Genomic DNA, 26,965 nt, shown 5'->3' on the forward strand with positions numbered 1-26,965 from the left:
GAGTCAGATGAACTCGGATGGGTGCAGGCATGGGGATATTTTAAGAGGAGGGTACTTAGCAGTTCATTTGGGGGCAGGGGGCCCCAAAGAGGAAAGGCTGCAATACTACCATGAAGGGAGGCTCCATTCGGGGCTAGGGTACAAAACGCCCAGAGAGGCCCTGAGAGAGGCTATTGAGGGCTCACATGCAGGAGGGAAGCATAGTGTACAAACTTAGGGGCGCAAGCTCCAGTACCACTATGCCTCGGAGAAGGAAGTGGTGGCTGTTTGGGCCTGCCCCCATTGCGGCCAGAGCCTTTTCGCCAACACCAAGCCCCTTTGCGGATGTGGGGGAGAGGCCCGCCTAAAGGAGATCAAGGGCTCTACCCCGGCCAGCCGCTTTCTCATCCTGGAGTTGGAAGAGCGCCTCCCCTTTGAGCCCAGAATCCTGGGCTATTTGCGTTTGGATCCCCCCATTCCCCGGATGCACCGCAGGATTTCCGGGGGTGTAGAGCGGGACATCCGTGAGCGCATCTTTCCCAAGGACTGGTTCCATCCCACCTTTGAGGGCGGGAAGGACTGGGAAACCGCCCTGGACCGGGTGCACACCGCTGCCAGCCGCATCGCCCGAGTGGTGGTGCACCCCGACTACCGCTCAGAGGGCCTAGGGGCTCTTTTGGTGGAGCTGGCTTTGGCGTGGGTTAAGGAGCGGGCTGTTCCCGAGGGAAGGCGGGAGAAACACCTGGTGTGCACCGTGGCCCAGATGGCCCGCTACCATCCCTTCTTTGAGAGGGTGGGCTTTCGCTACCTCTTCGACACCGCCTCCGGAAGACCCGTGCTGGTCTATCCACTTACGGAGGAGGCAGAGCGCCACCTGGAGCGGTTTTTGCGTGAGGATCCTTACGCCAGGGCCCATGGGGGGAGGCTTTTCGTTTCCCGCTTCGGGAGGGTGCGGGGTCTTCCAGGGCCCATCCGGCTGGTGGGGGTTAGGAAAAGTTACCGGAGCTACCTGGACCTCTCCGACCTTTCTCCTGAGGTACAGGTAACCCTTGCGACCTTCGGGGTCAAGGCCCGGGTGTTGGAGCGGGCGATACTGAGGGAGGCGGACCTCGAGGTTCCTCCAGGCAGCGTGGTGGCCTTGGCCGGAGCTAGCGGGGCAGGGAAGACCACCCTCCTCCGCCTCCTTCTGGGGGAGCCCCCGGACGGGGGAGAGGTGGGGGTGCCCGAGGGTAGGCGGGTGGCCTATATTCCGGGGGAGCGGGAAGTGGACTTGGGCCAGGAGCCCATTTTGGAGCGGCTATATCGCCAGCTTCAGGATGTGGGGGTGGCCATAGAGGTGTTGAACCGGGTGGGCCTTTCCGACGCTGTGCTGTACCGGGCCAGACCCCCAGAGCTTTCCACGGGCCAGCGGGAGCGCTACCGCCTGGCCCTTCTTTTGGCCCAGCGCCCAGACCTTCTCCTGATCGACGAGTTTGCCGCACACCTGGATGTGCCCACGGCCAGGCGGGTGGCCTTGGGTCTTGGGAAGCTGGTGCGCCAGGCGGGCATCACCCTTGTGGTGGCCACCCACCGCCAGGAGGTTATCGCTTCCTTGGATCCGGACCTCCTGGTTTTCGTGGGGTACAGGGGGCTTATGGCCATACCTCGGAAAGTTTCACGAACATGACCCTACCTGGCTTTTGGGGGACGAAAAGGGGTTTTTCGTAACGGAAGGCGTTGTGCAAAACCCAGGCGTAAAGGGGCTGCTCCCCGGCATAGGCCCTGAGAAAGGCTTCCTCTGCCAGGTGCTTTTCCGGGTGGGCCAGGAGCTCCTCCACGGTGAAGGGACCCCACACGTCCAGGAGATCCGCCTGGCCGATGAGATACCCGCCGGTGATGATTCCCAAGGGACCCCGGTGGCGGGTTGGGCGCTTGCGGATCTCCCAGGTCTTTCTCCCGTCCACGATGAAGCTGGCGTAGGGCTCCCGAACGATGAGGCCCAGCTTGGGCTTTTCCATGACCTCATTGTAGAGTAGACCTCGTGGGTTGCCCTAAGGAAGGGCAAAAGGAGAAGAAGGCGCGGGCCTTGGCGATCCTGAAGGCCCTAAAGGAGGCGTATCCGGGAGCCAAAACGGAGCTAAAGCACAATAGCCCCTTCCAGCTTTTGGTGGCCACGGTGCTTTCTGCCCAGGCCACGGACAAGAGCGTAAACGAGGCCACCCCGGCCCTCTTCGCCCGTTTCCCCGACGCCCAGGCCTTGGCGGAGGCGACTCCCGAGGAGGTGGAGCCCTACATAAGGCGCATCGGCCTCTACCGCTCCAAGGCCAAAAACCTGGTGGCCCTGGCCCGGAGGCTGGTGGAGGAGCACGGGGGGGAGGTACCCCGGGACAAGAGGGCCCTCATGGCCTTGCCTGGTGTGGGCTGGAAGACGGCCACCGTGGTCCTGGGGGCTGCCTTTGGTGTGCCGGGCATTGCCGTGGACACCCACGTGGCCCGTTTGGCGAGGAGGCTTTGCCTTTCCCAGGCCAAGGCTCCCCAAAGGATTGGGGCCGAGCTGGAAGCCCTTTTTCCCAAGGGGGACTGGGTGTTCGTCCACCACGCCCTGGTCCTCCATGGGCGGTACGTGTGCCTGGCCCGGAAGCCGCGATGTGGGGCGTGTTCCCTGGCCCCTTACTGCCCTAGCCGAGGGGAGGGATAGGGGGCTTGTAGGGGAGGTGGTCCCTTTCAGAATCCGCCATGAAGTATATGCTCAGTTCACCTGTTCATCGCTTTATCGTGGCCAGCTCCCTCTGGTCCTTCGGGGGGAACCTCATCTACTTTTTTCTGAACTTTCACCTCGAGGCCCTGGGCTTCAACCGCCAGGCCATCGGCTTGGCCCAGGCCCTGTTTCTTCTGGTGGGGGTGGTCTTTGCCCTGCCCCTGGCCTACCTGATCCCGCGGCTTGGCTACCGAAAAAGCCTCCTTTTGGCCTTTCTTTTGGCGGTGGGAAGCGGGGTCCTCCTGGGGCTTGGCCTTTTGGTTTTTCCCTCCTTGGCGGGGTACGGGCTGGCGGGAGCCTTGGTGCAGGGGGCGGGGGCACCTCTCATGGCCCGGCTGGTGCCGGCACACAGGCGGGTCTCCCTTTTCAGCCTGCAGTCTGCCTTGACCACTGCCTCGGGCTTTTTCTCCACCCTCTTGGCCGGCGCCCTTTCCGAATGGGTGGGGGCCCGCTGGGTGCTGCTCTTCGCCCTGCCCTTTTTTCTCTTGGCCCTGCCCTTTCTCCTTTGGCTTCCCGAGGGCCAGGGAAGCCCCCCAAGGCTTACAGGGCGGTTTGGCCTATGGCTTCGCCTCTTCGTGCCCCAGGCGATCATCGGCTTTGGTGCGGGGTTGGTGATCCCTTTTCTGAACCTCTACCTGCGGGAGAAGTTTGGCCTCAGCTACGGTACCACCGGCTTTATCTTCGCCCTCTCCTCCCTGGCCACCGGGCTAGCCATGTTGCTCCAGCCCCTTCTGGTGCGGCGGCTGGGGAAACTGGGGGCCATCGTGTTCGTGCAGGCCTTATCCCTACCCTTCCTGGCCGTCCTGGCCTGGGTCCCTTGGCTACCCCTGGTTACCGTGGCCCTCCTCATCCGGGGAGCCCTCATGAACGCCGCCGGACCCGTATACGCCGTTTTGGTGATGGACTACCTGGAGGAAGGGGAGCGCCCCGGCTTCTTTCTGGTGGAGGGTGCCCTTTGGAGCACCCTTTTTGCCCTGGGAAGTGCCGCTTCCGGCATGGTCCAGGAGGCTTGGGGCCTTGTGGCCTTCCACTACCTCTTTGCCATTACCCTGAGCCTCTACGCCCTGGGCATTGCCCTTTGGCCCTGGGCCTTTGGTGGGTTAAGGCGAGCCTATGAGGGGGCTTCTTGAGGGCCTGGCTTTTGCCCTAGACTAGGCGTATGCGCACGGGCATCAGCGTGGAGGAAGCCTTGGAGCTGGTCTTGGCGGAGGCCAAAGGGGAACTTCCCGTGGAGGAGGTGCCCCTGAAGGAGGCCTTTGGCCGGGTTTTGGCAGAGGACCTGGTTTCCTTGGTGAACCACCCTGACCAGGACGACACCGCCGTGGACGGCTACGCCTGCTGGCAGGAGGACACCTTGGGGGCGAGCCGGGAGAATCCGGTGCGCCTCAGGGTCATCGGGGAGTCGCCGGCGGGCAGGCCCTTTGCCGGAAAGGTGGGGAAGGGGGAGGCGGTGGCCGTCTACACTGGGGCCCCCATCCCCGAGGGGGCGGACGCCGTCATCCAGGTGGAGGATACCCAGCGGGAAGGGGATTACGTGCTTCTCCTGGCTCCGGCTAGCCCCAAGGATATCCGGCCTCGAGGGGATGACCTGAAAAGGGGAGAGGTGTACCTAAGGCGGGGGGATCTCCTCACCCCGGGAAGGCTGGGCCTGGCGGCGGCCATGGGTTACGCCCGGCTTAAGGTGTTTAGGCGTCCCCGGGTGGGCATCCTCTCCACGGGGGATGAGGTGGTGGAGCCCGGGGAACCCCTGCCCTTTGGAGGGGTTTATAACTCCAATGCCTATAGCCTTCTGGGGTTGGTGGAGGAGGCGGGAGGCGAAGCGGTTCTTTTGGGTAAGGTGGAGGACCAGCCGGAGAAGGTGCTGGAAACGTTGGAGGCCGCAGGGCACCTGGACCTCCTTCTCACCTCCGGAGGGGTATCCATGGGGGACTACGACGTGGTGCGCAAGGTGTTGGAGGAATCCGGGGAGGTGGTCTTCTGGAGGGTGCGGCAGCAGCCAGGGAAGCCCCTTCTCCTGGCCCGCCTCCGGGGTGTTCCCGTCCTGGGCCTTCCGGGAAACCCAGTTTCCAGCATGGTTTCCTTTTTCCTCTACGGCAGGCCTTTCCTCTTCCGGCTCCAGCGACGCACCGACCCTCCTTATCGCTCCTTGACGGCTAAGGCCCTCACCCCCTTCAAGGGGGCCAGTGACCGGAAGGCCTTCCGCCGGGGGGTGCTCTCCTTTGAGGGGGAGCTTTTGGTGCGCACCACGGGAAACCAGTCCAGCGGGGTGTTGCGCTCCATGGCCTTGGGCAACGCCTTGGTGGTGCTTCCCCCAGGCCGGGATGTGGGGGAGGGGGAGATGGTGGAGGTCATTCCCTTGACTTTTGTGCTCTAGTTCACTAAACTTAGAGGGTTTTACGGGCTTTACCCCTCCTTCTCGGGCGCGGGTGGGGCCCGGGAAGCGAGAGAGAATGGAGTTCAAAGACTTTCCCCTGAAGGACGAGATAAAGGAAGCTCTTTTGCGCCGGGGCATCACCGCTCCCACCCCCATCCAGGCGGCGGCCTTGCCCCTGGCCCTCGAGGGCAAGGACCTCATCGGCCAGGCCCGCACGGGCACCGGCAAGACCCTGGCCTTCGCCCTGCCCATTGCGCAAGGCCTCGAGGCCTCCAAGGAGCGGGGCCGCCTCCCCAGGGCCCTGGTGCTGACCCCCACCCGGGAGCTGGCCCTCCAGGTTTCCGGAGAGCTGCAGGCGGTAGCCCCCCACCTCAAGGTGGTTACGGTCTACGGGGGCACGGGCTACGGCAAGCAGAAGGAGGAGCTGGCCCGGGGGGCGGATGTGGTGGTGGCCACCCCGGGGCGGGCCCTGGACTACCTACGGCAAGGGGTTTTGGACCTTTCCCAGGTGCGGATCGCCGTTTTGGACGAGGCCGACGAGATGCTCTCCATGGGCTTTGAAGAGGAGGTGGAGGCCATCCTCTCGGCCACGTCCAAGGAGCGGCAGACCCTTCTCTTTTCCGCCACCCTGCCCTCATGGGCCAAGAAGCTGGCGGAGCGCTACATGAAAAGCCCGGTGGTCATCAACGTGGTGCGGGAGGAGGGCGTTACCTACCAGGAAGAGGCCATTCCTGCCCCCGGGGACCGGCTTCCCCTCCTTTCCGACATCCTTTTCGTCAAAGCTCCCAAGCGGGCCATCGTCTTCACCCGCACCAAGGCGGAAACCGAGGAGGTGGCCACGGGGCTTCTTCGCCTTGGGCACCCGGCGCGGGCCATCCATGGGGACCTTTCCCAGACGGACCGGGAAAGGGTCATGAAGGCTTTTCGGGAAGGGGAGGTAAGGGTTCTGGTGGCCACGGATGTGGCTGCTCGGGGCCTGGATATCCCGGAGGTGGACCTGGTGGTGCACTACCGCTTACCCGACAAGCCGGAAACCTATCAGCACCGTTCAGGGCGCACGGGTAGGGCCGGACGGGGGGGTGAGGTGGTGATCCTCTATGGCCCTCGGGAGAAAAGGGAGCTTTCCGAGCTGGAAAGGGCCGTGGGACGGACCTTTAGGCGGGTGAATCCCCCCACGCCCGAGGAGGTCCTCGAGGCCAAGTGGCACCATCTCCTGGCCCGCCTGGCCCGGGTGCCCGAACGGGACTACAAGCTGTACCAGGACTTTGCCAGCCGCCTTTTCGCCGAAGGGCGGGTGGAGGTGGTGGCTGCCCTCATGGCCTTGCTCCTGGGCGGGGCACCCAAGGAGAAGAGCCTTCTCACCGGCGAGGAAGGCTGGCTCACCTTCAAGGCCACGGGGCCCAGGCTCACCCTGCCCCGGCTGGTGGCCCTCCTGAAGGAAGCGGGCCTCGAGGTGGGCAAGATCGCCCAGGGAGAGGAGGGCTTTTACGTGGATCTCCGCCCCCAGGACCTGCCCAAGCTTTCCGAGGTGCAAGGGGTGAAGCTGGAGAGGGCTAAGCGGGTGGAGGTTGCCCCTGAAGCCTATGCGGGGGCCGCTACCCGAGGGGGGTCGCCTCGAGGCCGCCGTACAGGCCGCTTTTGATACCTCCCCACCCTGAGGGGCCCGGGGAATATCAAGGCCCGCCCCAAGGGGCGGGCCTTCTGGTGCGCCCGGAGGGATTCGAACCCCCGGCCTAGGGCTTAGGAAGCCCCCGCTCTATCCTGCTGAGCTACGGGCGCCCACACCTAGAGGATTCTAGCAGCCCAAGCGGGCCAAGGCAAGCGGCGGGTTTTAAGGAGGGGTTGCGATTGGGGAGACGTTACCCGAGGCTATCGGTGGAAGGGAAGCCCAGGGCGGCGCCGGGGGAAGGCCGAGGTATCAGGGATCCTGGGGTGATGCTGGGCAAGTCCGTGGGGGCGGGCACCCGGATCACCGTGGACGGGATCCTCCGCCCTTTGGCTACCGGGAAACCCCCGGGGAGGTTTGAGCCGCCCACCCCTGCCTAACGCCAGAGGGCCTTCTACGGGAACGTGGTTCCCAGCTTGCCAAGGCGTTTTCCGTGCTGACCGGTAAGGGCTTTCGGGTACGTAAACTTCCCGGATCCCGCCTGGGGCCCGGGGTGTTTTGGGAGGGCGTCTTCTCGCACGGGAAGATGGTGGGCATCCGCATTCCCTCCGCGAAGCCACTCGTAAACCTTACCCTGGAGGGCCGGGTCGGAAACAGGTATAGTTTCCCACCGGGGGAAACGGGCTTCTACATAAGCATGGTCTTATAGTAGTGCGCCCGGGCTCCGCTTGTGCCCTCCTTCACGGGGGCGTACCCTGGAGGCAACATGACCGAGACCAAGGACCTCACCACCCTTTCGGTGAACGCCATCCGGTTTTTGGCCATAGATGCCGTGGAAAAGGCCAAAAGCGGCCACCCCGGCATGCCCATGGCCATGGCGCCCCTGGCCTATCTCCTTTACCGCGAGGTCATGCGCCACAACCCCTTGGACCCCTCCTGGCCCAACCGGGACCGCTTTGTCCTCTCCGCCGGTCACGGGTCCATGCTCCTTTACGCCATCTTGCATCTCACGGGGTATGACCTTTCCCTGGAGGAGATCAAACGTTTCCGCCAGTGGGGTTCCAAAACCCCGGGCCACCCCGAGTATGACCACACCCCGGGGGTGGAGGTGACCACCGGTCCCCTGGGCCAGGGTATCTCCACCGCCGTGGGCCTGGCTTTGGCGGAGAGGAAGCTGGCTGCGGAGTTCAACCGTCAGGGCTACGAGGTGGTGAACCACTACACCTACGTGCTGGCCTCGGATGGGGATCTAATGGAGGGGGTTTCCGGGGAGGCCAGTTCCTTGGCAGGACACTGGAAACTTTCCAAGCTTATTGTCTTTTGGGATAACAACCATATTTCCATCGACGGCTCCACGGACCTGGCCTTCACTGAGGACGTTCTGGCGCGCTATCGGGCCTATGGATGGCACACCCTGGCGGTGGAGGATGCCAACGACCTCGAGGCCCTCCGCCAAGCCGTACGCCTGGCCCAGTTGGACGAAAGGCCCTCCCTCATCGCCGTGCGGAGCCACATCGGCTACGGATCCCCCAAGCAGGACTCCCACAAGGCCCACGGGGAGCCCTTGGGCCCAGAGGCGGTGGAGGCCACCCGCAGAAACCTGGGCTGGCCCTACCCTCCCTTTGAGGTGCCCGAGGAAGTCTACCGGCACATGGACATGCGGGAGAAGGGAAGGGCTTGGCAGGAAGCCTGGGAAGAGCTCATGGAGGCTTATGCCCGGGCCTATCCCGATCTCCACCAGGAGCTGGTGCGCCGCCTAAAGGGCGAACTCCCCTCCCTTCCCGAAGAGCCCCCGGCCTTTGACAAGCCCGTGGCCACCCGGGCGGCCAGCGGCAAGGCTTTGGACGCCATTGCCCCCAGCATGCCTGAGCTTCTTGGCGGGAGCGCCGACCTCACCCCCTCCAACAACACCCAGGCCCAGGGCATGGCGGACTTCTCCCCCCAGAATCCCACCGGACGGTATATCCATTACGGGGTGCGGGAGCACGGCATGGGAGCCATCCTGAATGGCCTCAACCTCCACGGAGGGTACCGGGCCTACGGGGGCACCTTCCTGGTCTTCTCCGACTACATGCGCCCGGCCATCCGCCTGGCGGCCCTCATGGGAACCCCCACGGTCTTTGTCTTCACCCACGACACCATCGCCTTGGGGGAGGATGGCCCCACCCACCAGCCCGTGGAGCATTTCATGAGCCTTAGGGCCATCCCCAACCTCTGGGTGATCCGTCCCGCGGACGCCTACGAAACCTTCTACGCCTGGCAGGTGGCCCTAAGGCGCAAGGAGGGTCCCACGGCCCTGATCCTCACCCGCCAGGCGGTGCCCCTCCTTTCCCCGGAAAAGGCCAAAGGGGCCCTAAAAGGAGGCTACGTCCTGGAGGATGCGGAGGATCCTGAGGGGGTCCTGGTGGCCACGGGAAGCGAGGTGCACCTGGCCCTAAAGGCCAGGGCTCTCCTGGCAGAGAAAGGCCGCCGGGTGCGGGTGGTGAGCCTGCCTTCCTTTGAGCTCTTTGCCGCCCAGCCAGAGGAGTACCGCCGGGAGGTGCTTCCTCCAGGCCTCCCCACCGTGGCGGTGGAGGCGGGGGCTACCCTGGGATGGGAACGTTACGCCCAAAAGGTGGTGGGTCTGGACCGCTTCGGGGCCAGCGCCCCTTACCCCGAGGTCTACGAGAAGCTGGGTTTCACCCCGGAGAGGGTGGCGGGGGCTTTGGAAGAACTCCTATGAGGTTCAGGGTGGACCCCCTTCCCCGCCCCGGCGCGTACGGGGGAACGGCCATAGTGGTGGATGTGATCCGGGCCACCACCACCGCGGGCTTGTACCTCAGGGCGGGGGCTAAGGCCCTGGTCCTGGCCCCGGGGGTGGAGGCGGCCCGGACCCTGCGCCGGGAGGGGGAAATCCTGGCTGGGGAGGTGGGGGGGCTTCCCCCGGAAGGGTTTGACCTGGGCAACTCCCCCCGGGAGGTGAATGGGGTGGTGGGGAAGACCGTGGTCATGGCCACCACCAACGGCACCCGGGCAGCCCATGCCGCCATGGGGGCTAGGCATATCCTCTTGGGGTCCTTGCAAAACGCCCAGGCGGTGGCGGAAAGGGCGGCGGAAATAGGGGAGGAGGTGCACCTGGTTTGCGCGGGGAAGGAAGGCCAGATGGCCTTGGACGACCTGTACGCGGCCGGGGTTATTGGAAAGCGCCTAAAGGCCCTGGGTCTTTCCCCAGAGGGGGAGATGGCGCAGCTGGCCCTTTTCCTGGCGGAAAACCCTCCCTTCCCCGTCCTTGCCTCCAGCGAGGCCGCCAAGGCCCTGGTGAGGGTGGGGCTTGGGGAGGATGTGGCCGAGTGCGCCCGGGTGGACGTGCATGGGGTTGTCCCCCGCTTCCTGGGGATGCGGGGTGAGGGCATGGTTTTTGGCGGGTAGGGGGAGGGATGCTGGCCACCTTGCGGGAGGTTCTGCCGGAAAAGGGCCGGGCGGTGGGGTCCTTCGACGTGGTGGGCCTGGAGTGGGCGGAGGCCATCCTGGAGGGTGCGGAAACCCTGGGCCTTCCCGTCATCCTCAGCGTGGCTCCCCACCTGGGGGGGCCACCCCTAGGGGCCCTGGCCCCTGGGCTTAGGGTCTTGGCGGAAGGGGCCCGGGTACCCGTGGCCCTGCACCTGGACCATGGGGAGAGCCTAGGGGAGGTGGTGGAGGCCTTAAAGCTTGGGTTCACCAGCGTGATGCTGGATGGAAGCCACCTGCCCCTCGAGGAGAACATCCGCCTGACCCGCCTGGCGGTGGAGGTGGCCCGGGCCTATGGGGCCACGGTGGAAGGGGAGGTGGGGGCGGTGCCGGGAGGCTATGGGGGGGAGGTTTCCCACGAGCCCGTGGCCTACACCGATCCCTTGGAGGCCAGGCGCTATCTGGAGGAAACCGGAGTGGATGCCTTGGCGGTGAGCATCGGCACCCGCCACGGCCTGCACAAGGGGCCAGTGCGTTTGAACCTTCCCCTTTTGGAGGAGCTGGGCCAGCTTCCCGTGCCCCTGGTCCTTCACGGGGCTTCGGGGCTCCGCCCGGAGGAGTATCGGGCCTTGGTGGCCGGGGGGATTCGTAAGATCAACCTGTATGCGGACTTGGCCCTCGAGGCGGCCTCCGTCCTGAAGAAGGTGGAGGCGGAAGACTACCTGGGCCTGATGGCGGCCATGAAGGAGGGCCTCAAGGACTTGGCCATGGCCCGGATGCGGTTATGGTGGGGAAGCTGAAAGCCCTTCTTTGGGACTTGGACGGCACTTTGGCGGAGACGGAGGAACTCCACCGGGAGGCCTTCAACCGGGCCTTCGCCCACTTCGGCCTTCCCCTTTACTGGGACCAGGAAACCTACGCCCGCCTCCTTTGGACCACCGGGGGTAAGGAGCGCCTTAAGCGGGCCTTGGAGGAAACCCCTGGGGCGCCCAGGCTTTCCTGGGAGGAGATCGCCGAGGTGCACCGCTACAAAACGGATCTTTACCTGAGGCTTTTGCGGGAGGAAGGGGTCAGGTTGCGGCCAGGGGTGCGCCGCCTCCTGGCCGAGGCCCGGGAGGCGGGGGTAGCCCTGGTCCTGTGCACCACCACCAGCCCGGAAAACGCCGAGGCCTTTTTGGAGGGGGCGGGGCTTTCCGGCTGGTTCTCCTTGACCCTGGCGGGGGATGTGGTGGAGAGGAAAAAGCCGGACCCCGGCATCTACCTGCTGGCCCAAGAGCGCCTGGGTCTGGCCCCGGAGGAAGGGGTGGTGGTGGAGGACTCCCGCAATGGCCTTTTGAGCGCCCTGGGGGCGGGTTTTCCCGTGCTCATTACCCCGAGCCTCTACACCCTGGACCAGGACTACCGGGAGGCCACGGCCCTTCTTCCCCATCTTGGGGAGCCTGAGAATCCGGCCCCTGTGCTCCAGGGGCCGAGGTTTGGGGAGAGGGTGGTGGTGGACCTCTCCTACCTGGAGGAGGTGAGAGGATGGTGGAGCACCTGATCGTGTTCAACGCCGAGGCCAGTCCGGAGGAGGTTAGGGAGATGGTGCGGAAGGCCAGGGAGGTCCTGCTTCAGATCCCCGGGGTCTGTGGGCTTCGCTACGGGGAGGCCCTTTCCGAGGGGGCCCGCTACCGCTACTGGCTTTCCATCCTCTTTGAGGGTCCAGAGGTGGTCTCCTTCTACCGGGACCATCCCCTGCACGTGGAGTTCGCCGATACGGTTTTCCGCCCCATGGCCAAGGATCGCATCACCACCGACTATCTGGTGATGACGGAGATCCCATGCGGCAACTAGCCCACCGGGAGGCGGAGGCCAGGGCCTTGAAGGTCCTGGTGGATGGGATAGGGGAGGGATTGGTCCTCGAGGGGGAAGGGGGGTACTACGCCCTCTATTACTTCTACAGCTGGTACGGCCGCAGGGCCCCGGACCCCGAGGAGACCCCCGACTGGGTGGAGGGGCCTAGGCCTTCCCCCGAGGAGTTTCTGAGCCCTTACGACCAGGCCCGCTGGTTGGAGGACAACGGCTACACCCTCTTCATCAACGAGTCCAAGTAGGAGGTGGGTATGGACTACTCAGAGATGCCCTACCAGGAGGCCAGGAAGCAGGCAGTGAGGGTGCTGGAGGATGGCTACGGGGATGCGGTGGTCCTGAAGGATGCCCATGGATACTGGGTTCTTTACTACTTCTACGGCTTCCAGGCTCCGCCGCCGGAGGCCCAGCCCCACTGGATGGAAGGTCCTTTCCCAGGGGAGGAGGGGATCCGGTCCCCTTACGAGATGCAGAAGTTTTTGGAGGAGCAGGGGGATTTCACCTACCTCAACGATGTAGACTGAAGCGGTGAAGCGGGACGCTTACCGGATCCTTCAGCTAACGGAAACGGTAATCTACCTGTTTGCCGGCTTTCTCATCGCCGCCGGGGCGGCAGTTCTTCTGTTATCTACCCTGGTGGAAGGAACCCGGCATCTTCTCCATGGTGATTACCACGAGGTGGCCTTGGCTCTTTTGGACCGGGTTCTTCTTGCGCTGATGCTGGCGGAGATCCTTTACACGCTCCTTCGCTTTGCCAAGGAGGGGACCCTCGAGGCCACCCCCTTCCTGGTCATCGGGCTCATCGCTGCCATCCGCCGCATCCTGGTTCTGACGGCGGAGGCCGTGGAGAAGTTTGACCTGGCGGACCCCGGCTTCATGGCGGTGTTGGCAGAGCTGGGGCTTCTTTCCCTGATGGTGGTGGCCCTGGCCCTTGCCATGCGCCTCGCTAGGAGCGAAGCAGGGCGATGAGGGCCTGGGCCGCAGGGTTGGCCACCACCTTGGGGTGGACCAGCCAGAAGTAACGGCGGATCTCCCCCACGGGCGCAGAAAGCCTTAGGGCCCTGAGGTTTCCCACCTTCAGGTTGGGCTGGACCACCACCCGGCTTACGATCCCCACCCCAGCCCCTGCCAACACTAGGCGCTTGGTAACCTCGTTGTTGTCCGTGTAGAAGGTGGGGTTCAGCTCCAAGCCCACTTGCTCAAAGGCCCGCTCGAGGGCCCGCCAGGTCATGGAACCAGGCTTGCGCACGATGAGGGTTTCCTCCCTGAGCCACTCCGGGGGTATGATTTCCCGTCCGGCCCAAGGGTGGTCGGGAGGCACGATGAGGACCAGCTCGTCCTCGTAGAAAAGATAGCGCTCGTAGCCTTCCCAGTGTTCTACCCCTTCCAGGACGCCAAACTCCACCTCTCCCATGAGGAGCCGCTCAGCCAGGCGCTCAGAGGAACCGCTTTCCACGTGAACCCGCACCCCTGGGTGGGCGTCGTGAAAATCCTTGAGGAAAAGGGGGAGCACGTAGGTGGCCATGGTGGTGGCGGCTCCTAAGGTGACCTCCCCCAGTTCCAGCCGGCCCATGGCCTGGGAAACCCGCTGGAATTCCTCCAGAGCTTGGACTACCCGCCTGGCCTCGGGCAAAAGGGCCTCCCCTACCCGGGAAAGCACCAGGTGCCGTCCCCGGCGTTCAAAGAGGGGATGCCCCACCTGCTCCTCCAGATTCCGCAGGTACTGGCTCACCGCGGGCTGGGTGATGCCCAGGGCCAGGGCGGCCCGGCCCACGCCTCCTTCCTCCACCACCGTGACGAAGACCCGTAATGCAGCGGGGTTGGGCAGTTTAGCGTTTTTAGATATGAGCATGGGCTTATGGTACGCCCAAAAACATATGATTGCAATAATAAAACCGTCCCTCTAAGGTAAGCGCATGGCTATGCCCACACGCAACCTAGGCCTAGACCTCATGCGGGCCACGGAGGCTGCCGCCTTGGCCTCCGCCCGCTATGTGGGCCGGGGGGATAAGGAAGGGGGTGACCAGGCAGCGGTGGAGGCCATGCGCCTCCTTCTCAACAGCCTGGACTTCCGGGGCCGGGTGGTGATCGGGGAGGGGGAGAAGGATAAGGCCCCCATGCTCTATAACGGCGAGGTCTTGGGCCAAGGGGAAGGTCCCTACTGGGACCTGGCGGTGGACCCGGTGGAGGGCACGAGGCTCCTCGCCCTGGGCCGCCCTGGGGCCATCAGCGTGATCGCCGCAGCCCCAGAGGGCACCCTCTTCAACCCGGGCCCAGCCTTCTACGCGGCCAAGCTGGTGGTGGGGCCTGAGGCCAAGGAGGCCATAGACCTGAAGGCCTCCGTGGCCGACAACCTGAAGGAGATCGCCCGTGCCCTTAGGAAGGAGGTGCGGGAGCTCACGGTCTTTGTCCTGGACAAGCCTAGGCACCAGCGCCTCATCGAGGAAATCCGCCTGGCGGGGGCCCGTATCAGCCTACAGACCGACGGGGATGTGGGTGGGGCCTTGGCTGCGGTCCTGCCCGACACGGGCATTGATGTCCTCATGGGGACCGGAGGCACCCCAGAGGGGGTGATCGCCGCGGTGGCCGTGCGGGCCTTGGGGGGTGGGATGCAGATGCGCCTGGACCCACAAAGCGAGGAGGAGCGCTGGAATGTGGTGCATGCCGGCTATGACCTGGATCGGGTGTATACCCTGGACGAACTCTGTTCGGCCGAGGACACCCACTTCGCCGCCACCGGCATCACCGATGGGCCTTTCTTGAGGGGGGTTCGCTATGGGGAAAGCCGGGCTTGGACCGAGAGCCTGGTGATCCGCGGAGCCACCCGCACCCTGAGGAAGGTGGAGGCTTGGCACCAACTTGAAAAGCTTCGGGGTATCAGCCCCGTGGCCTATTAGGAGGTGTGGAGATGGCAGCAGGATATGCAGGAAAAGGCAAGTACAGCAAGGCAGGGGTCCTGGAGTACAAGGAGATGGGCTACTGGGACCCTGACTACGAGCCCAAGGACACGGATACCATCGCCCTCTTTCGCGTGACGCCCCAGCCCGGGGTGGAGCCTGAGGAGGCGGCGGCCGCGGTGGCCGGGGAGTCCTCCACCGCCACCTGGACGGTGGTCTGGACGGACCGCCTCACCTATCTGGACCGGTACCGGGCCAAGGCCTTCCGGGTGGAGCCGGTGCCGGGGAACCCCGAGCAGTACTTCGCCTGGATCGCCTACGACCTGGCGCTTTTTGAGGAGGGATCCATTGCCAACATGACCTCCTCCATCATCGGGAACGTCTTCGGTTTCAAGGCCCTTAAGGCCCTCCGCCTCGAGGACCTCCGCATCCCCGTGGCCTACCTCAAGACCTTCAAGGGGGCTCCCCACGGGATCCCTGTGGAGCGGGACATGCTGAACAAGTATGGCCGCCCGCTCCTCGGGGCCACGGTGAAACCCAAGTTGGGCCTCTCGGGGAGGAACTACGGCCGGGTGGTCTACGAGGCCCTGGCAGGGGGTCTGGACTTCACCAAGGACGATGAGAACATCAACTCCCAGCCCTTCATGCGTTGGCGGGACCGCTTCCTGTACGCCCAGGAGGCGGTGATGAAGGCGGAGCAGGTCACGGGGGAGCGCAAGGGCCACTACATGAACGTGACCGCCGCCACCATGGAAGACGTCTACGAAAGGCTGGAGTTCGCCAAGGAGATCGGCTCCATCATCGTCATGGTAGACCTCACCATGGGCTACACCGCTTTGCAGTCTGTTTCCAACTGGTGCCACAGAAACGGCATGATCCTCCACCTCCACCGGGCCAGCCACGCCACCTTCACCCGCCAGAAGAACCACGGCATCAACTTCCGGGTCTTGGCCAAGTGGATGCGGATGCTGGGGGTGGACCATATCCATGCCGGCACCGCCGTGGGCAAGCTGGAGGGGGACCCCAACCTGGTGCGGGGCTACTACGACATCCTCAGGGAGCAGTACGTTAAGGCGGACCCTGTGAAGGGCATCTACTTTGACCAGGACTGGGCCTACCTGCCTGCGGTCATGCCCGTGGCCTCCGGTGGGATCCACGCCGGCCAGATGCACCTTCTCCTCTCCCTTTTCGGGGACGATGTGGTGCTCCAGTTTGGTGGCGGCACCATCGGCCACCCCATGGGCATCCAGGCGGGGGCTACCGCCAACCGGGTGGCCCTGGAGGCCATGGTGAAGGCCCGTAACGAGGGGCGGGACATCTTGGCGGAAGGCCCCGAGATCCTCAAGAAGGCGGCCCAGCATTCCCCGGCCCTGGCGGCGGCTTTGGATACCTGGGGTAGCGTCACCTTTGACTTCGCCTCCACCGACACCCCGGATGTGCTTCCCACGCCCACCAGCTAAGGAAAGGAGTTGAGCGAGATGCGGATTACCCAAGGTACCTTTTCCTATCTGCCGGACCTGACGGATGAGGAGATCCGGGCCCAGATTGAGTACATCATCAAGAACGGCTGGGCGGTTTCCATTGAGTACACCGATGACCCCAGCCCTTACAACGTCTACTGGAACATGTGGGGCCTGCCCATGTTTGACCTGGAGGATGCCGCGGCGGCCATGTACGAGTTCCAGAAATGCCGCGAGGCCTTCCCCAACCACTACATCAAGATCAACGGCTACGACCCCTCCCCCATGTGGCAGGCGCAAAGGGTTTCCTTCATCGCTCATCGGCCCAAGAAGGAGCCCGGCTTCCGCCTGCACCGGCAGCTTTGGAGCGATGGCCGCAGGCTCAAGTACACCCTCGAGGCCTACGCCACCATGAGGCCAGAGGGCGAGCGCTACCAGGAGTAAACCCCGGGATCTAGGGGCCCCGGCCCTGGCCGGGGCCCATTCCCAAAACCCTAAGGAGGGCCATGCAGGAAACCCAAGGCCAAAACCTGGCGGTGGTCAAAAACCCCGAGATCGAAGCGGTTCTGGAAACCCTGGATCGGGAGCTGGTGGGCCTTCGGCCTGTCAAGCAGCGGATCCGGGAGATCGCCGCCTATCTCTCCGTGGACAAGCTCCGCCGGGAGCTGGGGCTTACCGCCGACCGCCCCACCCTGCACATGGCCTTCGTGGGTCCTCCGGGCACGGGGAAGACCACCGTAGCCATGCGCATGGCCACCATCCTGCACAAGCTGGGCTACATCCGCCGCGACCACCTGGTGGTGGCCAGCCGCGACGACCTGGTGGGCCAGTACATCGGCCACACTGCCCCCAAGACCAAGGAGGTCCTGAAGCGGGCCATGGGGGGGGTGCTCTTCATTGACGAGGCCTACAGCCTCTACCGGGCGGAAAATGAGCGGGACTACGGCCAGGAAACCATAGAGATCCTCCTCCAGGTCATGGAGAACCAGCGGGAGGACCTGGTGGTGATCCTGGCGGGCTACAAGGACCGCATGGAGGAGTTCTTTGCCCTGAACCCGGGGATGCGCTCCCGCATCGCCCACCACATTGAGTTTCCCCCCTATAGCGCCGAGGAGCTCTTCCAGATCGGCAAGCTCATGCTGGAGAAGCAGGGCTACCGCTTCACCGAGGAGGCGGAAAAGGCCTTCATGGAGTACCTGGAACGCCGCATGCGCCTTCCCAACTTCGCCTACGCCCGGAGCGTGCGCAACGCCCTGGACCGCTTCAAGCTCAGGCAGGCCTACCGCCTATACCAGAAGGCGGGGCCGGTGACCCCAGAGGAGCTCATGACCATCACCGCGGACGACATTTACGCCAGCTCGGTTTTTAGGGAGGAGAAGGAGGAGGAAGATGCCCCATAGGCCTTTCATGTTAGGGATTGCCGGAGACTCGGGGGCGGGAAAGACCACCATCTCCGCAGGGATCGCCCGGCTTCTGGGTGAGGAGCGCACCACCAACATCTGCGTGGACGACTACCACAAGTATGATCGCAAGCAGCGCAAGGAGCTGGGCATCACCCCCTTGAACCCCGAGTGCAACTACATGGACATCATGGAGCAGCATGTAAGGCTTCTCGCCGAAGGAGAGCCCATCCTGAAGCCCGTGTACAACCACTCCACGGGTACGTTTGATCCGCCGGTCTACATCCCTGCCCCCCGGGCGGTGGAGGAGGAGGGGCGGCTTGTGCCCCGGGTGGTGATCCTCGAGGGGCTCCTTACCCTGTTTTCCCCGGCCTTGAGGAGCCGCTACCACCTCACCGTCTACTTGGACCCCGAGGAGGAGCTAAGGCGGGAATGGAAGGTAAAGCGGGATGTGGCCAAGCGGGGGTATACCCCGGAGGAGGTTATCGCCGACATCGAAAGGCGCATGCCCGACTCTCGGGCCTTCATCTGGCCCCAGAAGGAGCACGCGGACATCGTGGTGCGCTTTTACCGCCCCCCAGGCTACAACCCGGAAAACCCCAGCACCCTGAACGTAAGGATCGCCCTCAAGCACACCCTCCCTCGCCTGGACCTTTCCGAGGTCCTCCACTCCGCCTACGAGGACGAGGCCCTGATCCGCCTGGAAACCCGCAAGGAGGCGGACATCCTGGACATTACCGGCAACGTGACCCCCGAGCAGGCTTTGGCCTTTGAGCGCATAATCTGGGACCACCTAGGCCATCATGCGGAGCACTTCGACCCCAGCCTGGTGGGTACCTTCCTGGACAAGACTGGCCAGAGCTACCCCCTGGCCCTGACCCAGCTCATCATCGCCTACTATCTGGTTAAGATGCGGGAGCTGGCCATCGAGCGGGGACACCTGCGGGTGGCCTAGGGGGAAAAGGATGCTCAAGTTTGCACCCTCCATCCTCACGGCGGACCTGGCGAGGCTGAAGGACCAGATCGAGGAGGCCGAGGCGGCGGGGGTGGACTGGATCCACCTGGACGTGATGGACGGGGTCTTCGTCCCTAACCTCACCTTCGGCCCCCTTCTGGTGGAGGCGGTGCGGCGGGTAACCTCCTTGCCCCTGGACGTGCACCTGATGATCGTGCAGCCGGAAAGGTACCTGGAGGACTTTGCCCGAGCGGGGGCTGACGTGATCACCGTGCACTTCGAGGCCACCCTGCACGCCCACCGGGCGGTGCAGAAGGTGAAGGAGCTGGGGAAGAAGGCGGGGCTTGCCCTTAACCCCGCCACTCCCCTCGAGGCCTTCGAACCCCTCTTGCCCGAGCTGGATCTGGCCCTGCTCATGAGCGTGAACCCGGGGTTTGGAGGGCAGCGGTACATCCCCACCTCCACGGGAAGGCTTCGCCGCCTCAGGGAGATGCGGGATAGGCTAAATCCCTCCTGCCTCATCGAGGTGGATGGGGGTGTGAACCGGGATACCGTGGCCGAGGTGTACCGGGCAGGTGCGGACGTGGCCGTGGCGGGAAGCGCCCTTTTCAACAAACGGCCCGTGGCTGATAACCTGAAGGAGTTAAAGGAGGTGCTCTATGCCCTTGGTGATCGGTAAGGAAGTCTTGGATAAGGCGCGGCGGGAAGGCTATGCGGTTCCCAGCTTCAACACCAACAACCTGGAGATCACCCAGGCCATCCTCGAGGTGGCCGATGAACTAAGGGCCCCGGTCTTCATCCAGGTTTCCGACGGGGCCCGGAAGTATGCGGGGATGGAGAACCTGGCCAACCTGGTGAGGGATATGGCCAGCCGCACCAAGGTGCCCGTGGTCCTGCACCTGGACCACGGGGCCGACTTCAAGATGGTGATGCAGGCCCTGAGGGCGGGTTTCACCAGCGTGATGATCGACGCCAGCCACCACCCCTTTGAGGAGAACGTGGCCGAGACCAAGAAGGTGGTGGAGGCAGCCCATGCGGTGGGGGTGAGCGTGGAGGCGGAGCTGGGCCGGCTCCAGGGCATCGAGGACAACATCCAGGTCTCTGAGGCGGAGGCCTTCCTCACCGACCCCGAGGAGGCGGAACGCTTCGTGGCGGAGACGGGGATCGACTACCTGGCCATCGCCATCGGCACCAGCCACGGGGCCTACAAGGGGAAGGGCCGGCCCTACATCGACCACAAGCGCCTGGAGGAGATCAGCAAGCGGGTGCATATCCCCCTGGTGCTCCACGGGGCCAGCGGGGTGCCCACCTGGCTTAAGGAGAAGCTCTTGGCCACGGGGGCTGAGCTCAAGGAGGCCACGGGCATCCACGACGAGGACATCCGCAAGGCTATCCCCAACGGTATCGCCAAGATCAACATCGACACCGACCTGCGCCTGGCCATGACCCTGGGGATTCGTGAGGTGGTGGTGGGAAACCCCAAGGAGTTTGACCCCCGGAAGATCATCGGCAAAGGCCGGGATTACCTGAAACAGGTCATTCGGGAGAAGTTTGAGCTGATGGGCACCGTGGGCCGGGCGTAAAGCCTCCGCCCTGGCATGGCCAGGGCGGGTAGCCTGGACCCCCTAAAGCTGAACCCCGCCCATGTGGGCGGGGGCTTTTGGTCGGGGAGGCCGGATTTGAACCGACGACCACACGCACCCCAAGCGTGTGCGCTACCAGGCTGCGCTACTCCCCGGCGCGCAAAGGTTAGTGTAGTGCGCCACCTCCTTCCCGTCAAGTAGACTTGAGGGCATGGAGATCAAGGACCTGAAAAGTTTGGTGCAGTACAACCCAGAGAAGGTGGCGAAGATCCCCGTCTTTTCCTCGGACAAGATGTTTTTTGACCTGTATGCCCTTCTTCCGGGCCAGGCCCAGAAGGTGCACGCCCACGAGGGCTCCGATAAGGTGTACTACGTGTTGGAAGGGGAGGTGGTGGTGCACGTGGGAGGCGAGGAGGCCCTTTTGGCCCCGGGGATGGCGGCCATCGCCCGTGCGGGAGAAGCCCACGGGGTGCGGAACGAGTCGGCTAACCCGGCCCTCCTCCTGGTGGTGATGGCCCCAAGGCCCTAGCCTTTCACAGGGTTTTCAAACCCTTGGAGTAACCTTATCCCGATGGTAAAAGCCCCACCCGCCGACCTGGGGTTTGTGGCGGAGCTTCTCCGCCGCTACCCCGTGCGGGTCCTTCTCCGGGGGGAGGTCCTTCCCGAAGGCCCCCTGAGGGGGGAGAAGCTTTGGGAGGAGGGGGATCTTGCCCTTTACTGGGAGGGGCCGCCGCCTTCCCCAGAGGTAAGGGAGGCGCTTCGCCTTCTCCTTAGGGTCTTCCGGGAGGTTTTGGAGCTTCGGGAGAGGGAGCTGGCCCTCCTCAAAAGCCAGGAGGAAACCTCGAGGCTTCTTGGCCTCCTCCTCCACGAGATCAAAAACCCTCTCATGAGCGTTCTGGGGGCCCTCGAGCTCACCTTGGAGACCGAGGGCTTGCCAGAAGAGGCCAAGGAGCTGCTTTCCATCGCCGAGAAGAGCGCCCGGCGGATTCAAGACCTCCTCAACAAGGCCAGGGAGTACCTGCGCCTGGGCCAGGGGGTTCGCCTTAAGGGCGAGCGGGTGGATCTGAAGGCCCTCCTGTTGCGGGCAGCGGAGGAGATGCGGCCTCTGGCCCGAAGGAAGGGCATTGCCTTGCGCCTGGTCCTGCCCAAGGGGGAGGCCTGGGTCTTTGGGGATCCGGAGTGGCTGTACCAGGCGGTGCTCAACGTGGTCAACAACGCCATCAAGTACACCCCGGAAGGGGGGCGGGTGGCGGTGCGCCTGCTGGTGGGTCCGGAGCAGTACGGCATCGCGGTTTCCGACACCGGCCCCGGCATCCCCAAGGAGGAGCAGGAAAGGGTTTTTGAGCCCTTCTACCGGGCCTCCACCCGGGGGGAGGTGGAGGGGACGGGGCTTGGGCTTGCCCTGGTGAAGCGGGTCCTCGAGGCCCACGGGGGGGAGGTGCGTCTAAGAAGCCGTTTAGGCCGGGGAAGCACCTTCCTTCTCCTGTTGCCCAGGCCTCGGCCAGGCCAAAGGGCCCCGGTGGGAAGGCTTCTCCTCCTGATGGTGGCCCTCATCGCCCTGGCCCGCCTGCCCCTCTTCCCCGCCCCCTTGGGTTCCCAGGCCTTTGGCCGGGTGCCGGCGGGGGAGGTGGTGCGGCTTCCCGGGCTGGAGCTGGCCTTTAGCCCCGAGGCCCAAGGGGAGGCCCGGCGTTGGCGGAGCCTTTGGGGCGGGGGGAATAGGGTGGAGGTCCGCTTGGAAAGGGGAGGGGTGGAGGCGGTGCGGGAGAAGCCCCTTCCCCTGGCGCTTTCCACCCCAGAGGGCCAGGTGCGGCCCACCGGGACTCACTTGCGCCTTTCCCGGGAGGGCGGGGCCCGGATCTCCCTTTACCGGGGGAGGGTGGCCTTGGGAGAGGAAACGCTTCCCGCCGGAGAAGGGGCGGTACTGGGCACGGAGGTTAGGCGGAAGCTTCTCCCTGCCCCCTTGGTGCGCCCGGTGCCGGGTCCTGAGGGGGAGGTGGTCTTCCGCCTCTTGGGCCCCGAGGGGACCCGGGCTTTCCGGGTGGAGGTGCGGAGTGGGGAAAAGGTGGTCCTTGCCGCCCGGGTGGAGGGCAACCTCTTCCGCTACCTACCCCAGGCGGACCGCCTGAGCCAGGTGCGGGCCATGGCCTTGGATGAGGTGGGCCTCGAGGGTTACCCCTCTGATCCCGTGCCCTTCCGGGAGCGGAAAAGCTTCTACGAGGGCAAGAGGAGGCTACCCCAGGATAGAGCGGGAGCGGAAGCCTTCTTGCGCCGGGCGGTGTCCGCTTTCCCGGATGACGCGGAGGCCTGGGGCGAGCTGGCCTTCGCCCTTTACCTGCAGGGCCGCCACGGCGAGGCCAAGCCCCTTTACGAGAAGGCCCTGGCCCTTTTGGATAGCCCCGACATCCGGGTCCGTTACGCCAGGCTCCTTTACCACATGAAGCGCTTTGGGGAGGCGGAGGAGAGCTACCGCCTGGTTCTGGCCGAGGACCCAGGGAACCTGGATGCCCGCTGGGGGCTTGCCGAGGTGGTCCTGGCCCTGGGGCGGGCTAAGGAGGCGGAGCTCCTTTCCCGGCAGGTCCTGGCCGTGGAGCCCTCTTACCCCCTGGCCCGGTTTACCCTGGCCAAGGCCCTGTTGGAGCAAGGGAAGGTGGAGGAGGCCAGAAGGCTTCTTGTGGAGGAGTTTAGAAGGAACCCCGACCCGGAGGTGAAAGCTTTGCTAGAAGGACTTCCTTAGCTCAACGATGATCTCCTTTTCCTCCCTTGGCCCTAGGTTTCGGCGGGGGGTGGGGTATTTAGAATGGAGGCGTGGCCCGCGTCTTGGTGGTGGAGGACGATCCTACCGTGGCCAGGGTCTTGGAGCTGGCCCTAGGGCGGGAAGGGTACCGGTTCCAACTGGCCAGGGATTATCCCACCGCAAAGGCGGCCCTGGCGCAGGATTGGGATGCCATCGTTTTGGACATCAACCTGCCCGGTGGCTCGGGCCTGGATCTCTTGCGCTACCTAAGGAGGGAGTTGAAGAGGGACACCCCCGTCCTGGTCCTTTCCGGCCTGAAGCAGGAGCGAAGCGTGGCCGAGGCCCAGGCCCTGGGAGCCCAGGAGTACTTCACCAAGCCCTTCAGCCCTGGGGAACTTGTGAAGCGCTTGGAGCGCTATGTGGCGGCGGGGTGAGCGGCTTTATGCCCTCCTGGTGGTGCTGGTGGTTCTCCTGGAGGCCTTGGCCCTGGGGGGTCTGGTGGTGGCCTTCTCGGGGCGGATTTTTGGCCTGTTTGGTTCCCCTGTGGCCTACCGGGCCCTTTTCCAGGCCCTGGTCCTTACCGGAGTGGCCCTAAGCGTGCTTTCCGCCTACATCCTGCTCTACCACGCCTACACCGCCCGCAAGGAGGGTCTGGACCGGAAGGCCTATGAGGAATGGCTGGGCCGGTTCACCGAGGCCCTCTTCAACGGTGGGCCGCCTCCGCCCCTTCCCTGGCCCCGTCCGGCCCTCGAGGCCCTTTTGAGCCTACGGGAGATGCTCAAGGGGGAGCTTTCCGAGCGGGTGGCCGACTGGCTCCGCCAGGCTTGTCCTTACTGGATCCGCCTTCTGAAAAGCCGGTGGGCCTCCAAGCCTGCCCGGCTGGAGGCCTTGGATGCCCTGGCCCAGGCCCGCTTGCCGGAAACCCTAGAGGCTATCCTTCCTTACCTCTCCCATCGGGATCCCGTGCTACGGCTAGGAGCGGCCCGGGCTGGGGCCCGGGTGGCCCAGGGGGAGGGGCTTGGACGGCTGGCGGAGGCCCTCCTCGAGGCGGGCCTGCCCCGAGGGGCCCTCCTGGAGGTGCTCCTTCTCCTGGAAGAGCGGGCGTCACCCGTGGTGGAGGCTTTCCTTTCCCGGGGCGGCAGGGAGGAAGTGTGGGCGGCCCTGGAGGCCATTGGCCGGCTCAAGCTTCTCTCGCTTGCGGAAAGGGTTCTTCCCTTCTTGGAGCAGGGGGATGCCGAGCTTAGGGCTGCGGCCATGCGCGCCCTTTACCGCATGCGCCACCCACCCAAGGGGTACGAGGGGCTTTTGCTGGCAGCTTTGCAGGATGAGCAGGAATTTTTGCGGGTCCATGCCGCCCGGCTCATGGCCCTTTTGGGGAATGAGCTGGCCCAGCGGGCGTTGTGGAAGGCGCTTTCCGACCCCTCCTTTTACGTGCGCCGGGCGGCGGCGGAGGGGCTTTTGCTGATGGACAAGGGATTCCTGGCCCGGGCGGCGGAAGGCCACCCTGACCCCCTTGGTCGGGCCATGGCCCAGCAGGTGTTGCGGGAGGCGGCGTGAACCTTTTTCTAGACTTTCTGTTCTTGTACCAGGTGGTGGTCCTGTGGTACTTCGCCTTTCTGAATTTCTTTTATGCCCTCTTCGCCTTTTTCGGCTTAGGGATGGTGGCCCGCTATGCCCGGGAGCTTTCCGAACTATCCCTGAAGGACCTTCTGGAGCGGGAGGCCTACCTGCCCGTCTCCATACTGGTGCCCACCTACAACGAGGAGAAGACCATTGCCCACTCGGTGCGCTCCTTTTTAGCCCTGCATTATCCGGAATTTGAGGTGATCGTGGTGGCGGATGGGCCCAAGGACCGGACCCTCGAGGTGCTTAAGGAGGCCTTCCGCCTGGTGGAGGTGGAATGGGTCTACCGTCGGGCGCTTGCCACCAAGCCCGTGCGGGCGGTCTACCGCTCCCTGGTCTACCCCAACCTCATCGTGGTGGACAAGGAGAATGGGGGCAAGGCGGATGCCCTAAACGCTGGGCTCAACCTGGCCCGTTACCCCCTCTTCTGCGCCGTGGACGCGGATAGCCTCCTGGATGCCCAGGCCCTCCTGCGGGCCAGCCGGCTTTTCCTGGAAGACGACCGGGTCCTGGCCGTGGGGGGAACCCTAAGGCCCCTAAACGGGGCGGTGGTGCGGGAGGGCATAGTGGAGACCTTGCACCTTCCCCGAGGCTTTCTGGAGAAAGTACAAATCGTGGAGTACGCCCGGGCCTTCTTCATGGGCCGGGCAGGTTGGAGCGCCATGGGGGCCCTGCTCATCATCTCGGGGGCCTTTGGCCTTTTCCGCAGGGAGGAGGCCTTAAGGGTCGGGGGGTACCGCACGGACACCGTGGGGGAGGATATGGAGCTGGTGGTGCGCCTGCACCGCCGGGCCCGGGAGGAGGGGCGGGAGTACCGTATCGTGTACACCCCGGACCCCATCTGCTACACCGAGGTGCCCGCGGACTGGGCCACGCTAAGGAAGCAGAGGAACCGTTGGCACCGGGGGCTTTGGGAGGTGCTTTGGAACCATCGCACCATGCTTTTTAACCCGCGGTACGGTCGTTTGGGCTTGGTGGCCATGCCGTATTTCTTCCTGTTTGAAGCCTTGGCCCCGGTGGTGGAGGTTTTGGGGTATGTGCTTTTCCCGGTTTTCTACCTCCTTGGCCTCTTCAACGCGGAGTTTGCCCTCCTCTTCTTTCTCCTGGCCGTGGCCTATGGGGTGGTTCTTTCCCAGCTGGCGGTGGGCATGGAGACCTTGCTCCTCAAGCGTTATCCCCGGCTCAGGGATCGTCTGGCGCTCCTTCTTTTGGCGGTCCTCGAGGGCCTGGGCTACCGCCAGATCCTGGCCTGGGAGCGGTTTCTCGCCACCTTCCAGGTGTGGCGGAAGCGGGGGGTCTGGGGGGAGATGCGCCGGAAGGGGTTGGAGTCCACGTAAAGGGAGGGCCGTCCCAAGCCGCAGGCCTAGGGAAAGGAGGATGTTAGGCCACGGTTATGCTTGAACCCGGTAAAATCTTCCCCATGGAGACCGCCATCACCCGCATGCTGGGTATCCGGTACCCCATCGTGGCTGCCCCCATGTTCTTGGTTTCTGGGGCCAGGCTGCTTCAGGCGGTGGCTGAGGCAGGGGCCATCGGGGTGATCCCCAGCCTCAACTTCCGCACCCACGCGGGCTTTCGGGAATTCCTGGAGACCTTTCCCCCGGGGCTTCCCTTCGGGGTGAACCTCATCCTGAAGGACAATCCCCGCCTCGAGGAGGACCTGGAGGCGGTGGCCGAGCGAAGGGTGCCCTTGGTGGTTACCTCCTTGGGAGACCCCACCCGGGTGGTGGAGCGGGTCAAGGCCTATGGCGGCGTGGTCTGGTGCGATGTGGTGGGCCTAAGGCACGGGAGAAAGGCGGTGGAGGCTGGGGCCGATGCCCTGGTGGCGGTGGCCAGCGGGGCTGGGGGGCATGCGGGGGTGGTGAGCCCCTTTGTCCTGGGGCCCTGGCTTAGGGAGGAGCTGGGGATACCTGTGCTCATCGCCGGGGGTATCGCCACGGGAAGGCAGCTCCTCGCCGCCTTGGCCCTGGGGGATGGGGCCTATATCGGCACCCGCTTCATCGCCACCCTGGAGTCCGAGGCTCCCCTGGAGTACAAGGAAGCCCTTTTAAGGGCCAGTCCCGAGGACATCCAATACACCCCGGAGGTCACCGGGGTGCCCGCCAACTTCCTCCGGGAATCCCTGGAGCGTTTCCGCCAGGGCGGGGGCAAGGCCTGGAAGGAGGTCTATTCCGCGGGGCACGGGGTGGCCTTCATCCGGGACCTTCCTTCCGCCAAGGAGGTGGTGGCCCGGCTGGTGGCCGAGTACCAGGAGGCCAAGGAAGGCCTGCCCTAATGGCCCACCGGGGTCTTCGCCAGGATGTCTACTGCCCCATGGGGCAGGGAGGTGGCCCCCTTTTTGTA

At 64.7% G+C, this 26,965-nt stretch carries 27 protein-coding genes, 2 tRNA genes and 1 pseudogene; 26 read left to right on the top strand and 4 right to left on the bottom strand.

What is annotated here, in order from left to right:
* Positions 1-229 precede the first annotated feature (229 nt).
* Positions 230-1,645 (top strand): annotated as a pseudogene (locus L0C59_RS05750) (GNAT family N-acetyltransferase); the annotation flags it as partial.
* Here L0C59_RS05750 and L0C59_RS05755 read toward each other — a convergent pair.
* The gene (locus L0C59_RS05755) at positions 1,611-1,976 is read right to left on the bottom strand and encodes an ASCH domain-containing protein (protein WP_243090274.1); all 366 of its coding nucleotides are present in this window, start codon (positions 1,974-1,976) and stop codon (positions 1,611-1,613) included. The pseudogene L0C59_RS05750 and the gene L0C59_RS05755 sit on opposite strands and share 35 nt — an antisense overlap.
* Before the next feature lie 23 nt (positions 1,977-1,999).
* On the opposite strand from L0C59_RS05755, the gene nth reads away from it, so the two are divergent.
* The 4 genes from nth to L0C59_RS05775 all read left to right on the top strand — a co-directional run bounded on the left by nth (position 2,000) and on the right by L0C59_RS05775 (position 6,732).
* A complete protein-coding gene (gene nth, locus L0C59_RS05760; protein ID WP_243090275.1) occupies positions 2,000-2,656 on the top strand; it encodes an endonuclease III in 657 nt (218 codons plus the stop codon).
* 38 nt (positions 2,657-2,694) lie between these two features.
* Complete coding sequence (locus L0C59_RS05765) at positions 2,695-3,846, top strand: MFS transporter (protein ID WP_243090276.1); 1,152 nt, start codon at positions 2,695-2,697, stop codon at positions 3,844-3,846.
* Positions 3,847-3,875: 29 nt separating this feature from the next.
* Positions 3,876-5,090, top strand: a complete 1,215-nt coding sequence (locus L0C59_RS05770) for a molybdopterin molybdotransferase MoeA (protein WP_243090277.1) — start codon at positions 3,876-3,878, stop codon at positions 5,088-5,090.
* 76 nt (positions 5,091-5,166) lie between these two features.
* Positions 5,167-6,732 (top strand): DEAD/DEAH box helicase, encoded by a 1,566-nt coding sequence (locus L0C59_RS05775; RefSeq protein WP_243090278.1) that lies wholly within the window; start codon positions 5,167-5,169, stop codon positions 6,730-6,732.
* A 60-nt stretch (positions 6,733-6,792) separates the two neighbouring features.
* On the opposite strand, the gene L0C59_RS05780 is transcribed toward L0C59_RS05775, so the two are convergent.
* Positions 6,793-6,869, bottom strand: a tRNA-Arg gene (locus L0C59_RS05780).
* A gap of 593 nt (positions 6,870-7,462) precedes the next feature.
* Here L0C59_RS05780 and tkt point away from each other — a divergent pair.
* The 8 genes from tkt to L0C59_RS05820 are packed head-to-tail and all read left to right on the top strand — an operon-like array spanning position 7,463 to position 12,939.
* Complete coding sequence (gene tkt / locus L0C59_RS05785) at positions 7,463-9,418, top strand: transketolase (RefSeq protein ID WP_243090279.1); 1,956 nt, start codon at positions 7,463-7,465, stop codon at positions 9,416-9,418.
* The gene (locus L0C59_RS05790; protein WP_243090280.1) at positions 9,415-10,104 is read left to right on the top strand and encodes a 2-phosphosulfolactate phosphatase; all 690 of its coding nucleotides are present in this window, start codon (positions 9,415-9,417) and stop codon (positions 10,102-10,104) included. Before tkt ends, L0C59_RS05790 begins: the two co-directional genes overlap by 4 nt.
* Before the next feature lie 8 nt (positions 10,105-10,112).
* Positions 10,113-10,922, top strand: coding sequence for a class II fructose-bisphosphate aldolase (locus tag L0C59_RS05795; protein ID WP_243090282.1), 810 nt, complete (start codon positions 10,113-10,115; stop codon positions 10,920-10,922).
* Complete coding sequence (locus tag L0C59_RS05800) at positions 10,907-11,662, top strand: HAD-IA family hydrolase (protein ID WP_243090284.1); 756 nt, start codon at positions 10,907-10,909, stop codon at positions 11,660-11,662. Before L0C59_RS05795 ends, L0C59_RS05800 begins: the two co-directional genes overlap by 16 nt.
* Positions 11,647-11,955: a Dabb family protein gene (locus tag L0C59_RS05805; RefSeq protein WP_243090286.1), complete on the top strand. Its 309-nt coding sequence runs from the start codon at positions 11,647-11,649 to the stop codon at positions 11,953-11,955. Before L0C59_RS05800 ends, L0C59_RS05805 begins: the two co-directional genes overlap by 16 nt.
* The gene (locus L0C59_RS05810; protein WP_243090288.1) at positions 11,943-12,215 is read left to right on the top strand and encodes an annexin VII; all 273 of its coding nucleotides are present in this window, start codon (positions 11,943-11,945) and stop codon (positions 12,213-12,215) included. The genes L0C59_RS05805 and L0C59_RS05810 overlap by 13 nt, the downstream gene beginning before the upstream one ends.
* A gap of 9 nt (positions 12,216-12,224) precedes the next feature.
* Complete coding sequence (locus tag L0C59_RS05815) at positions 12,225-12,494, top strand: hypothetical protein (RefSeq protein ID WP_243090290.1); 270 nt, start codon at positions 12,225-12,227, stop codon at positions 12,492-12,494.
* Between the two features lie 4 nt (positions 12,495-12,498).
* Positions 12,499-12,939, top strand: coding sequence for a phosphate-starvation-inducible PsiE family protein (locus tag L0C59_RS05820; RefSeq protein ID WP_243090292.1), 441 nt, complete (start codon positions 12,499-12,501; stop codon positions 12,937-12,939).
* Here L0C59_RS05820 and L0C59_RS05825 read toward each other — a convergent pair.
* Positions 12,917-13,822, bottom strand: coding sequence for a LysR family transcriptional regulator (locus L0C59_RS05825; protein WP_243090294.1), 906 nt, complete (start codon positions 13,820-13,822; stop codon positions 12,917-12,919). The two genes, L0C59_RS05820 and L0C59_RS05825, sit on opposite strands and share 23 nt — an antisense overlap.
* Before the next feature lie 70 nt (positions 13,823-13,892).
* Here L0C59_RS05825 and glpX point away from each other — a divergent pair, with 70 nt between their 5' ends.
* The 7 genes from glpX to fba all read left to right on the top strand — a co-directional run bounded on the left by glpX (position 13,893) and on the right by fba (position 20,265).
* Complete coding sequence (gene glpX / locus L0C59_RS05830; protein ID WP_243090295.1) at positions 13,893-14,867, top strand: class II fructose-bisphosphatase; 975 nt, start codon at positions 13,893-13,895, stop codon at positions 14,865-14,867.
* Between the two features lie 11 nt (positions 14,868-14,878).
* The gene (locus L0C59_RS05835) at positions 14,879-16,327 is read left to right on the top strand and encodes a form I ribulose bisphosphate carboxylase large subunit (RefSeq protein WP_243090296.1); all 1,449 of its coding nucleotides are present in this window, start codon (positions 14,879-14,881) and stop codon (positions 16,325-16,327) included.
* Between the two features lie 18 nt (positions 16,328-16,345).
* Positions 16,346-16,771 (top strand): ribulose bisphosphate carboxylase small subunit, encoded by a 426-nt coding sequence (locus L0C59_RS05840; protein ID WP_243090297.1) that lies wholly within the window; start codon positions 16,346-16,348, stop codon positions 16,769-16,771.
* A gap of 62 nt (positions 16,772-16,833) precedes the next feature.
* On the top strand, positions 16,834-17,727 hold the full coding sequence (cbbX, locus tag L0C59_RS05845; protein ID WP_243090299.1) for a CbbX protein: 894 nt from the start codon (positions 16,834-16,836) through the stop codon (positions 17,725-17,727).
* Positions 17,717-18,682, top strand: coding sequence for a phosphoribulokinase (locus L0C59_RS05850; protein ID WP_243090301.1), 966 nt, complete (start codon positions 17,717-17,719; stop codon positions 18,680-18,682). The genes cbbX and L0C59_RS05850 overlap by 11 nt, the downstream gene beginning before the upstream one ends.
* A gap of 10 nt (positions 18,683-18,692) precedes the next feature.
* Entirely contained in the window at positions 18,693-19,361 is a 669-nt protein-coding gene (gene rpe / locus L0C59_RS05855) for a ribulose-phosphate 3-epimerase (protein WP_243090302.1), read from the top strand.
* Positions 19,342-20,265: a class II fructose-1,6-bisphosphate aldolase gene (gene fba / locus L0C59_RS05860; protein WP_243090305.1), complete on the top strand. Its 924-nt coding sequence runs from the start codon at positions 19,342-19,344 to the stop codon at positions 20,263-20,265. Before rpe ends, fba begins: the two co-directional genes overlap by 20 nt.
* A 78-nt stretch (positions 20,266-20,343) precedes the next feature.
* On the opposite strand, the gene L0C59_RS05865 is transcribed toward fba, so the two are convergent.
* Positions 20,344-20,420, bottom strand: a tRNA-Pro gene (locus L0C59_RS05865).
* Between the two features lie 56 nt (positions 20,421-20,476).
* Here L0C59_RS05865 and L0C59_RS05870 point away from each other — a divergent pair.
* From L0C59_RS05870 to L0C59_RS05895, 6 genes are all read left to right on the top strand, one after another.
* Entirely contained in the window at positions 20,477-20,794 is a 318-nt protein-coding gene (locus L0C59_RS05870; protein ID WP_243090307.1) for a cupin domain-containing protein, read from the top strand.
* 42 nt (positions 20,795-20,836) lie between these two features.
* Positions 20,837-22,999 (top strand): ATP-binding protein, encoded by a 2,163-nt coding sequence (locus L0C59_RS05875; protein ID WP_243090309.1) that lies wholly within the window; start codon positions 20,837-20,839, stop codon positions 22,997-22,999.
* 71 nt (positions 23,000-23,070) lie between these two features.
* The gene (locus L0C59_RS05880) at positions 23,071-23,433 is read left to right on the top strand and encodes a response regulator transcription factor (protein WP_243090310.1); all 363 of its coding nucleotides are present in this window, start codon (positions 23,071-23,073) and stop codon (positions 23,431-23,433) included.
* Positions 23,417-24,556 (top strand): HEAT repeat domain-containing protein, encoded by a 1,140-nt coding sequence (locus L0C59_RS05885; RefSeq protein WP_243090312.1) that lies wholly within the window; start codon positions 23,417-23,419, stop codon positions 24,554-24,556. The genes L0C59_RS05880 and L0C59_RS05885 overlap by 17 nt, the downstream gene beginning before the upstream one ends.
* On the top strand, positions 24,553-25,959 hold the full coding sequence (locus tag L0C59_RS05890; protein WP_243090314.1) for a glycosyltransferase family 2 protein: 1,407 nt from the start codon (positions 24,553-24,555) through the stop codon (positions 25,957-25,959). Before L0C59_RS05885 ends, L0C59_RS05890 begins: the two co-directional genes overlap by 4 nt.
* Before the next feature lie 83 nt (positions 25,960-26,042).
* On the top strand, positions 26,043-26,897 hold the full coding sequence (locus L0C59_RS05895; protein WP_243090316.1) for an NAD(P)H-dependent flavin oxidoreductase: 855 nt from the start codon (positions 26,043-26,045) through the stop codon (positions 26,895-26,897).
* The last annotated feature ends 68 nt before the right edge of the window (positions 26,898-26,965 follow it).

Origin of the sequence: Thermus neutrinimicus, from assembly GCF_022760955.1 — a bacterium.
Taxonomy (GTDB): Bacteria; Deinococcota; Deinococci; order Deinococcales; family Thermaceae; genus Thermus; species Thermus neutrinimicus.

Excerpts from the sequence above, each read along its gene's own strand:
- L0C59_RS05755 (WP_243090274.1), bottom strand. The coding sequence starts at position 1,976 with ATGGAAAAGCCCAAGCTGGGCCTCATCGTTCGGGAGCCCTACGCCAGC.
- L0C59_RS05765 (WP_243090276.1), top strand. The coding sequence starts at position 2,695 with ATGAAGTATATGCTCAGTTCACCTGTTCATCGCTTTATCGTGGCCAGC.
- L0C59_RS05770 (WP_243090277.1), top strand. The coding sequence starts at position 3,876 with ATGCGCACGGGCATCAGCGTGGAGGAAGCCTTGGAGCTGGTCTTGGCG.
- L0C59_RS05775 (WP_243090278.1), top strand. The coding sequence starts at position 5,167 with ATGGAGTTCAAAGACTTTCCCCTGAAGGACGAGATAAAGGAAGCTCTT.
- tkt (WP_243090279.1), top strand. The coding sequence starts at position 7,463 with ATGACCGAGACCAAGGACCTCACCACCCTTTCGGTGAACGCCATCCGG.
- L0C59_RS05790 (WP_243090280.1), top strand. The coding sequence starts at position 9,415 with ATGAGGTTCAGGGTGGACCCCCTTCCCCGCCCCGGCGCGTACGGGGGA.
- L0C59_RS05795 (WP_243090282.1), top strand. The coding sequence starts at position 10,113 with ATGCTGGCCACCTTGCGGGAGGTTCTGCCGGAAAAGGGCCGGGCGGTG.
- L0C59_RS05800 (WP_243090284.1), top strand. The coding sequence starts at position 10,907 with ATGGTGGGGAAGCTGAAAGCCCTTCTTTGGGACTTGGACGGCACTTTG.
- L0C59_RS05805 (WP_243090286.1), top strand. The coding sequence starts at position 11,647 with ATGGTGGAGCACCTGATCGTGTTCAACGCCGAGGCCAGTCCGGAGGAG.
- L0C59_RS05810 (WP_243090288.1), top strand. The coding sequence starts at position 11,943 with ATGCGGCAACTAGCCCACCGGGAGGCGGAGGCCAGGGCCTTGAAGGTC.
- L0C59_RS05815 (WP_243090290.1), top strand. The coding sequence starts at position 12,225 with ATGGACTACTCAGAGATGCCCTACCAGGAGGCCAGGAAGCAGGCAGTG.
- L0C59_RS05825 (WP_243090294.1), bottom strand. The coding sequence starts at position 13,822 with ATGCTCATATCTAAAAACGCTAAACTGCCCAACCCCGCTGCATTACGG.
- glpX (WP_243090295.1), top strand. The coding sequence starts at position 13,893 with ATGCCCACACGCAACCTAGGCCTAGACCTCATGCGGGCCACGGAGGCT.
- L0C59_RS05835 (WP_243090296.1), top strand. The coding sequence starts at position 14,879 with ATGGCAGCAGGATATGCAGGAAAAGGCAAGTACAGCAAGGCAGGGGTC.
- L0C59_RS05840 (WP_243090297.1), top strand. The coding sequence starts at position 16,346 with ATGCGGATTACCCAAGGTACCTTTTCCTATCTGCCGGACCTGACGGAT.
- cbbX (WP_243090299.1), top strand. The coding sequence starts at position 16,834 with ATGCAGGAAACCCAAGGCCAAAACCTGGCGGTGGTCAAAAACCCCGAG.
- L0C59_RS05850 (WP_243090301.1), top strand. The coding sequence starts at position 17,717 with ATGCCCCATAGGCCTTTCATGTTAGGGATTGCCGGAGACTCGGGGGCG.
- rpe (WP_243090302.1), top strand. The coding sequence starts at position 18,693 with ATGCTCAAGTTTGCACCCTCCATCCTCACGGCGGACCTGGCGAGGCTG.
- fba (WP_243090305.1), top strand. The coding sequence starts at position 19,342 with ATGCCCTTGGTGATCGGTAAGGAAGTCTTGGATAAGGCGCGGCGGGAA.
- L0C59_RS05870 (WP_243090307.1), top strand. The coding sequence starts at position 20,477 with ATGGAGATCAAGGACCTGAAAAGTTTGGTGCAGTACAACCCAGAGAAG.
- L0C59_RS05875 (WP_243090309.1), top strand. The coding sequence starts at position 20,837 with ATGGTAAAAGCCCCACCCGCCGACCTGGGGTTTGTGGCGGAGCTTCTC.
- L0C59_RS05885 (WP_243090312.1), top strand. The coding sequence starts at position 23,417 with ATGTGGCGGCGGGGTGAGCGGCTTTATGCCCTCCTGGTGGTGCTGGTG.
- L0C59_RS05895 (WP_243090316.1), top strand. The coding sequence starts at position 26,043 with ATGGAGACCGCCATCACCCGCATGCTGGGTATCCGGTACCCCATCGTG.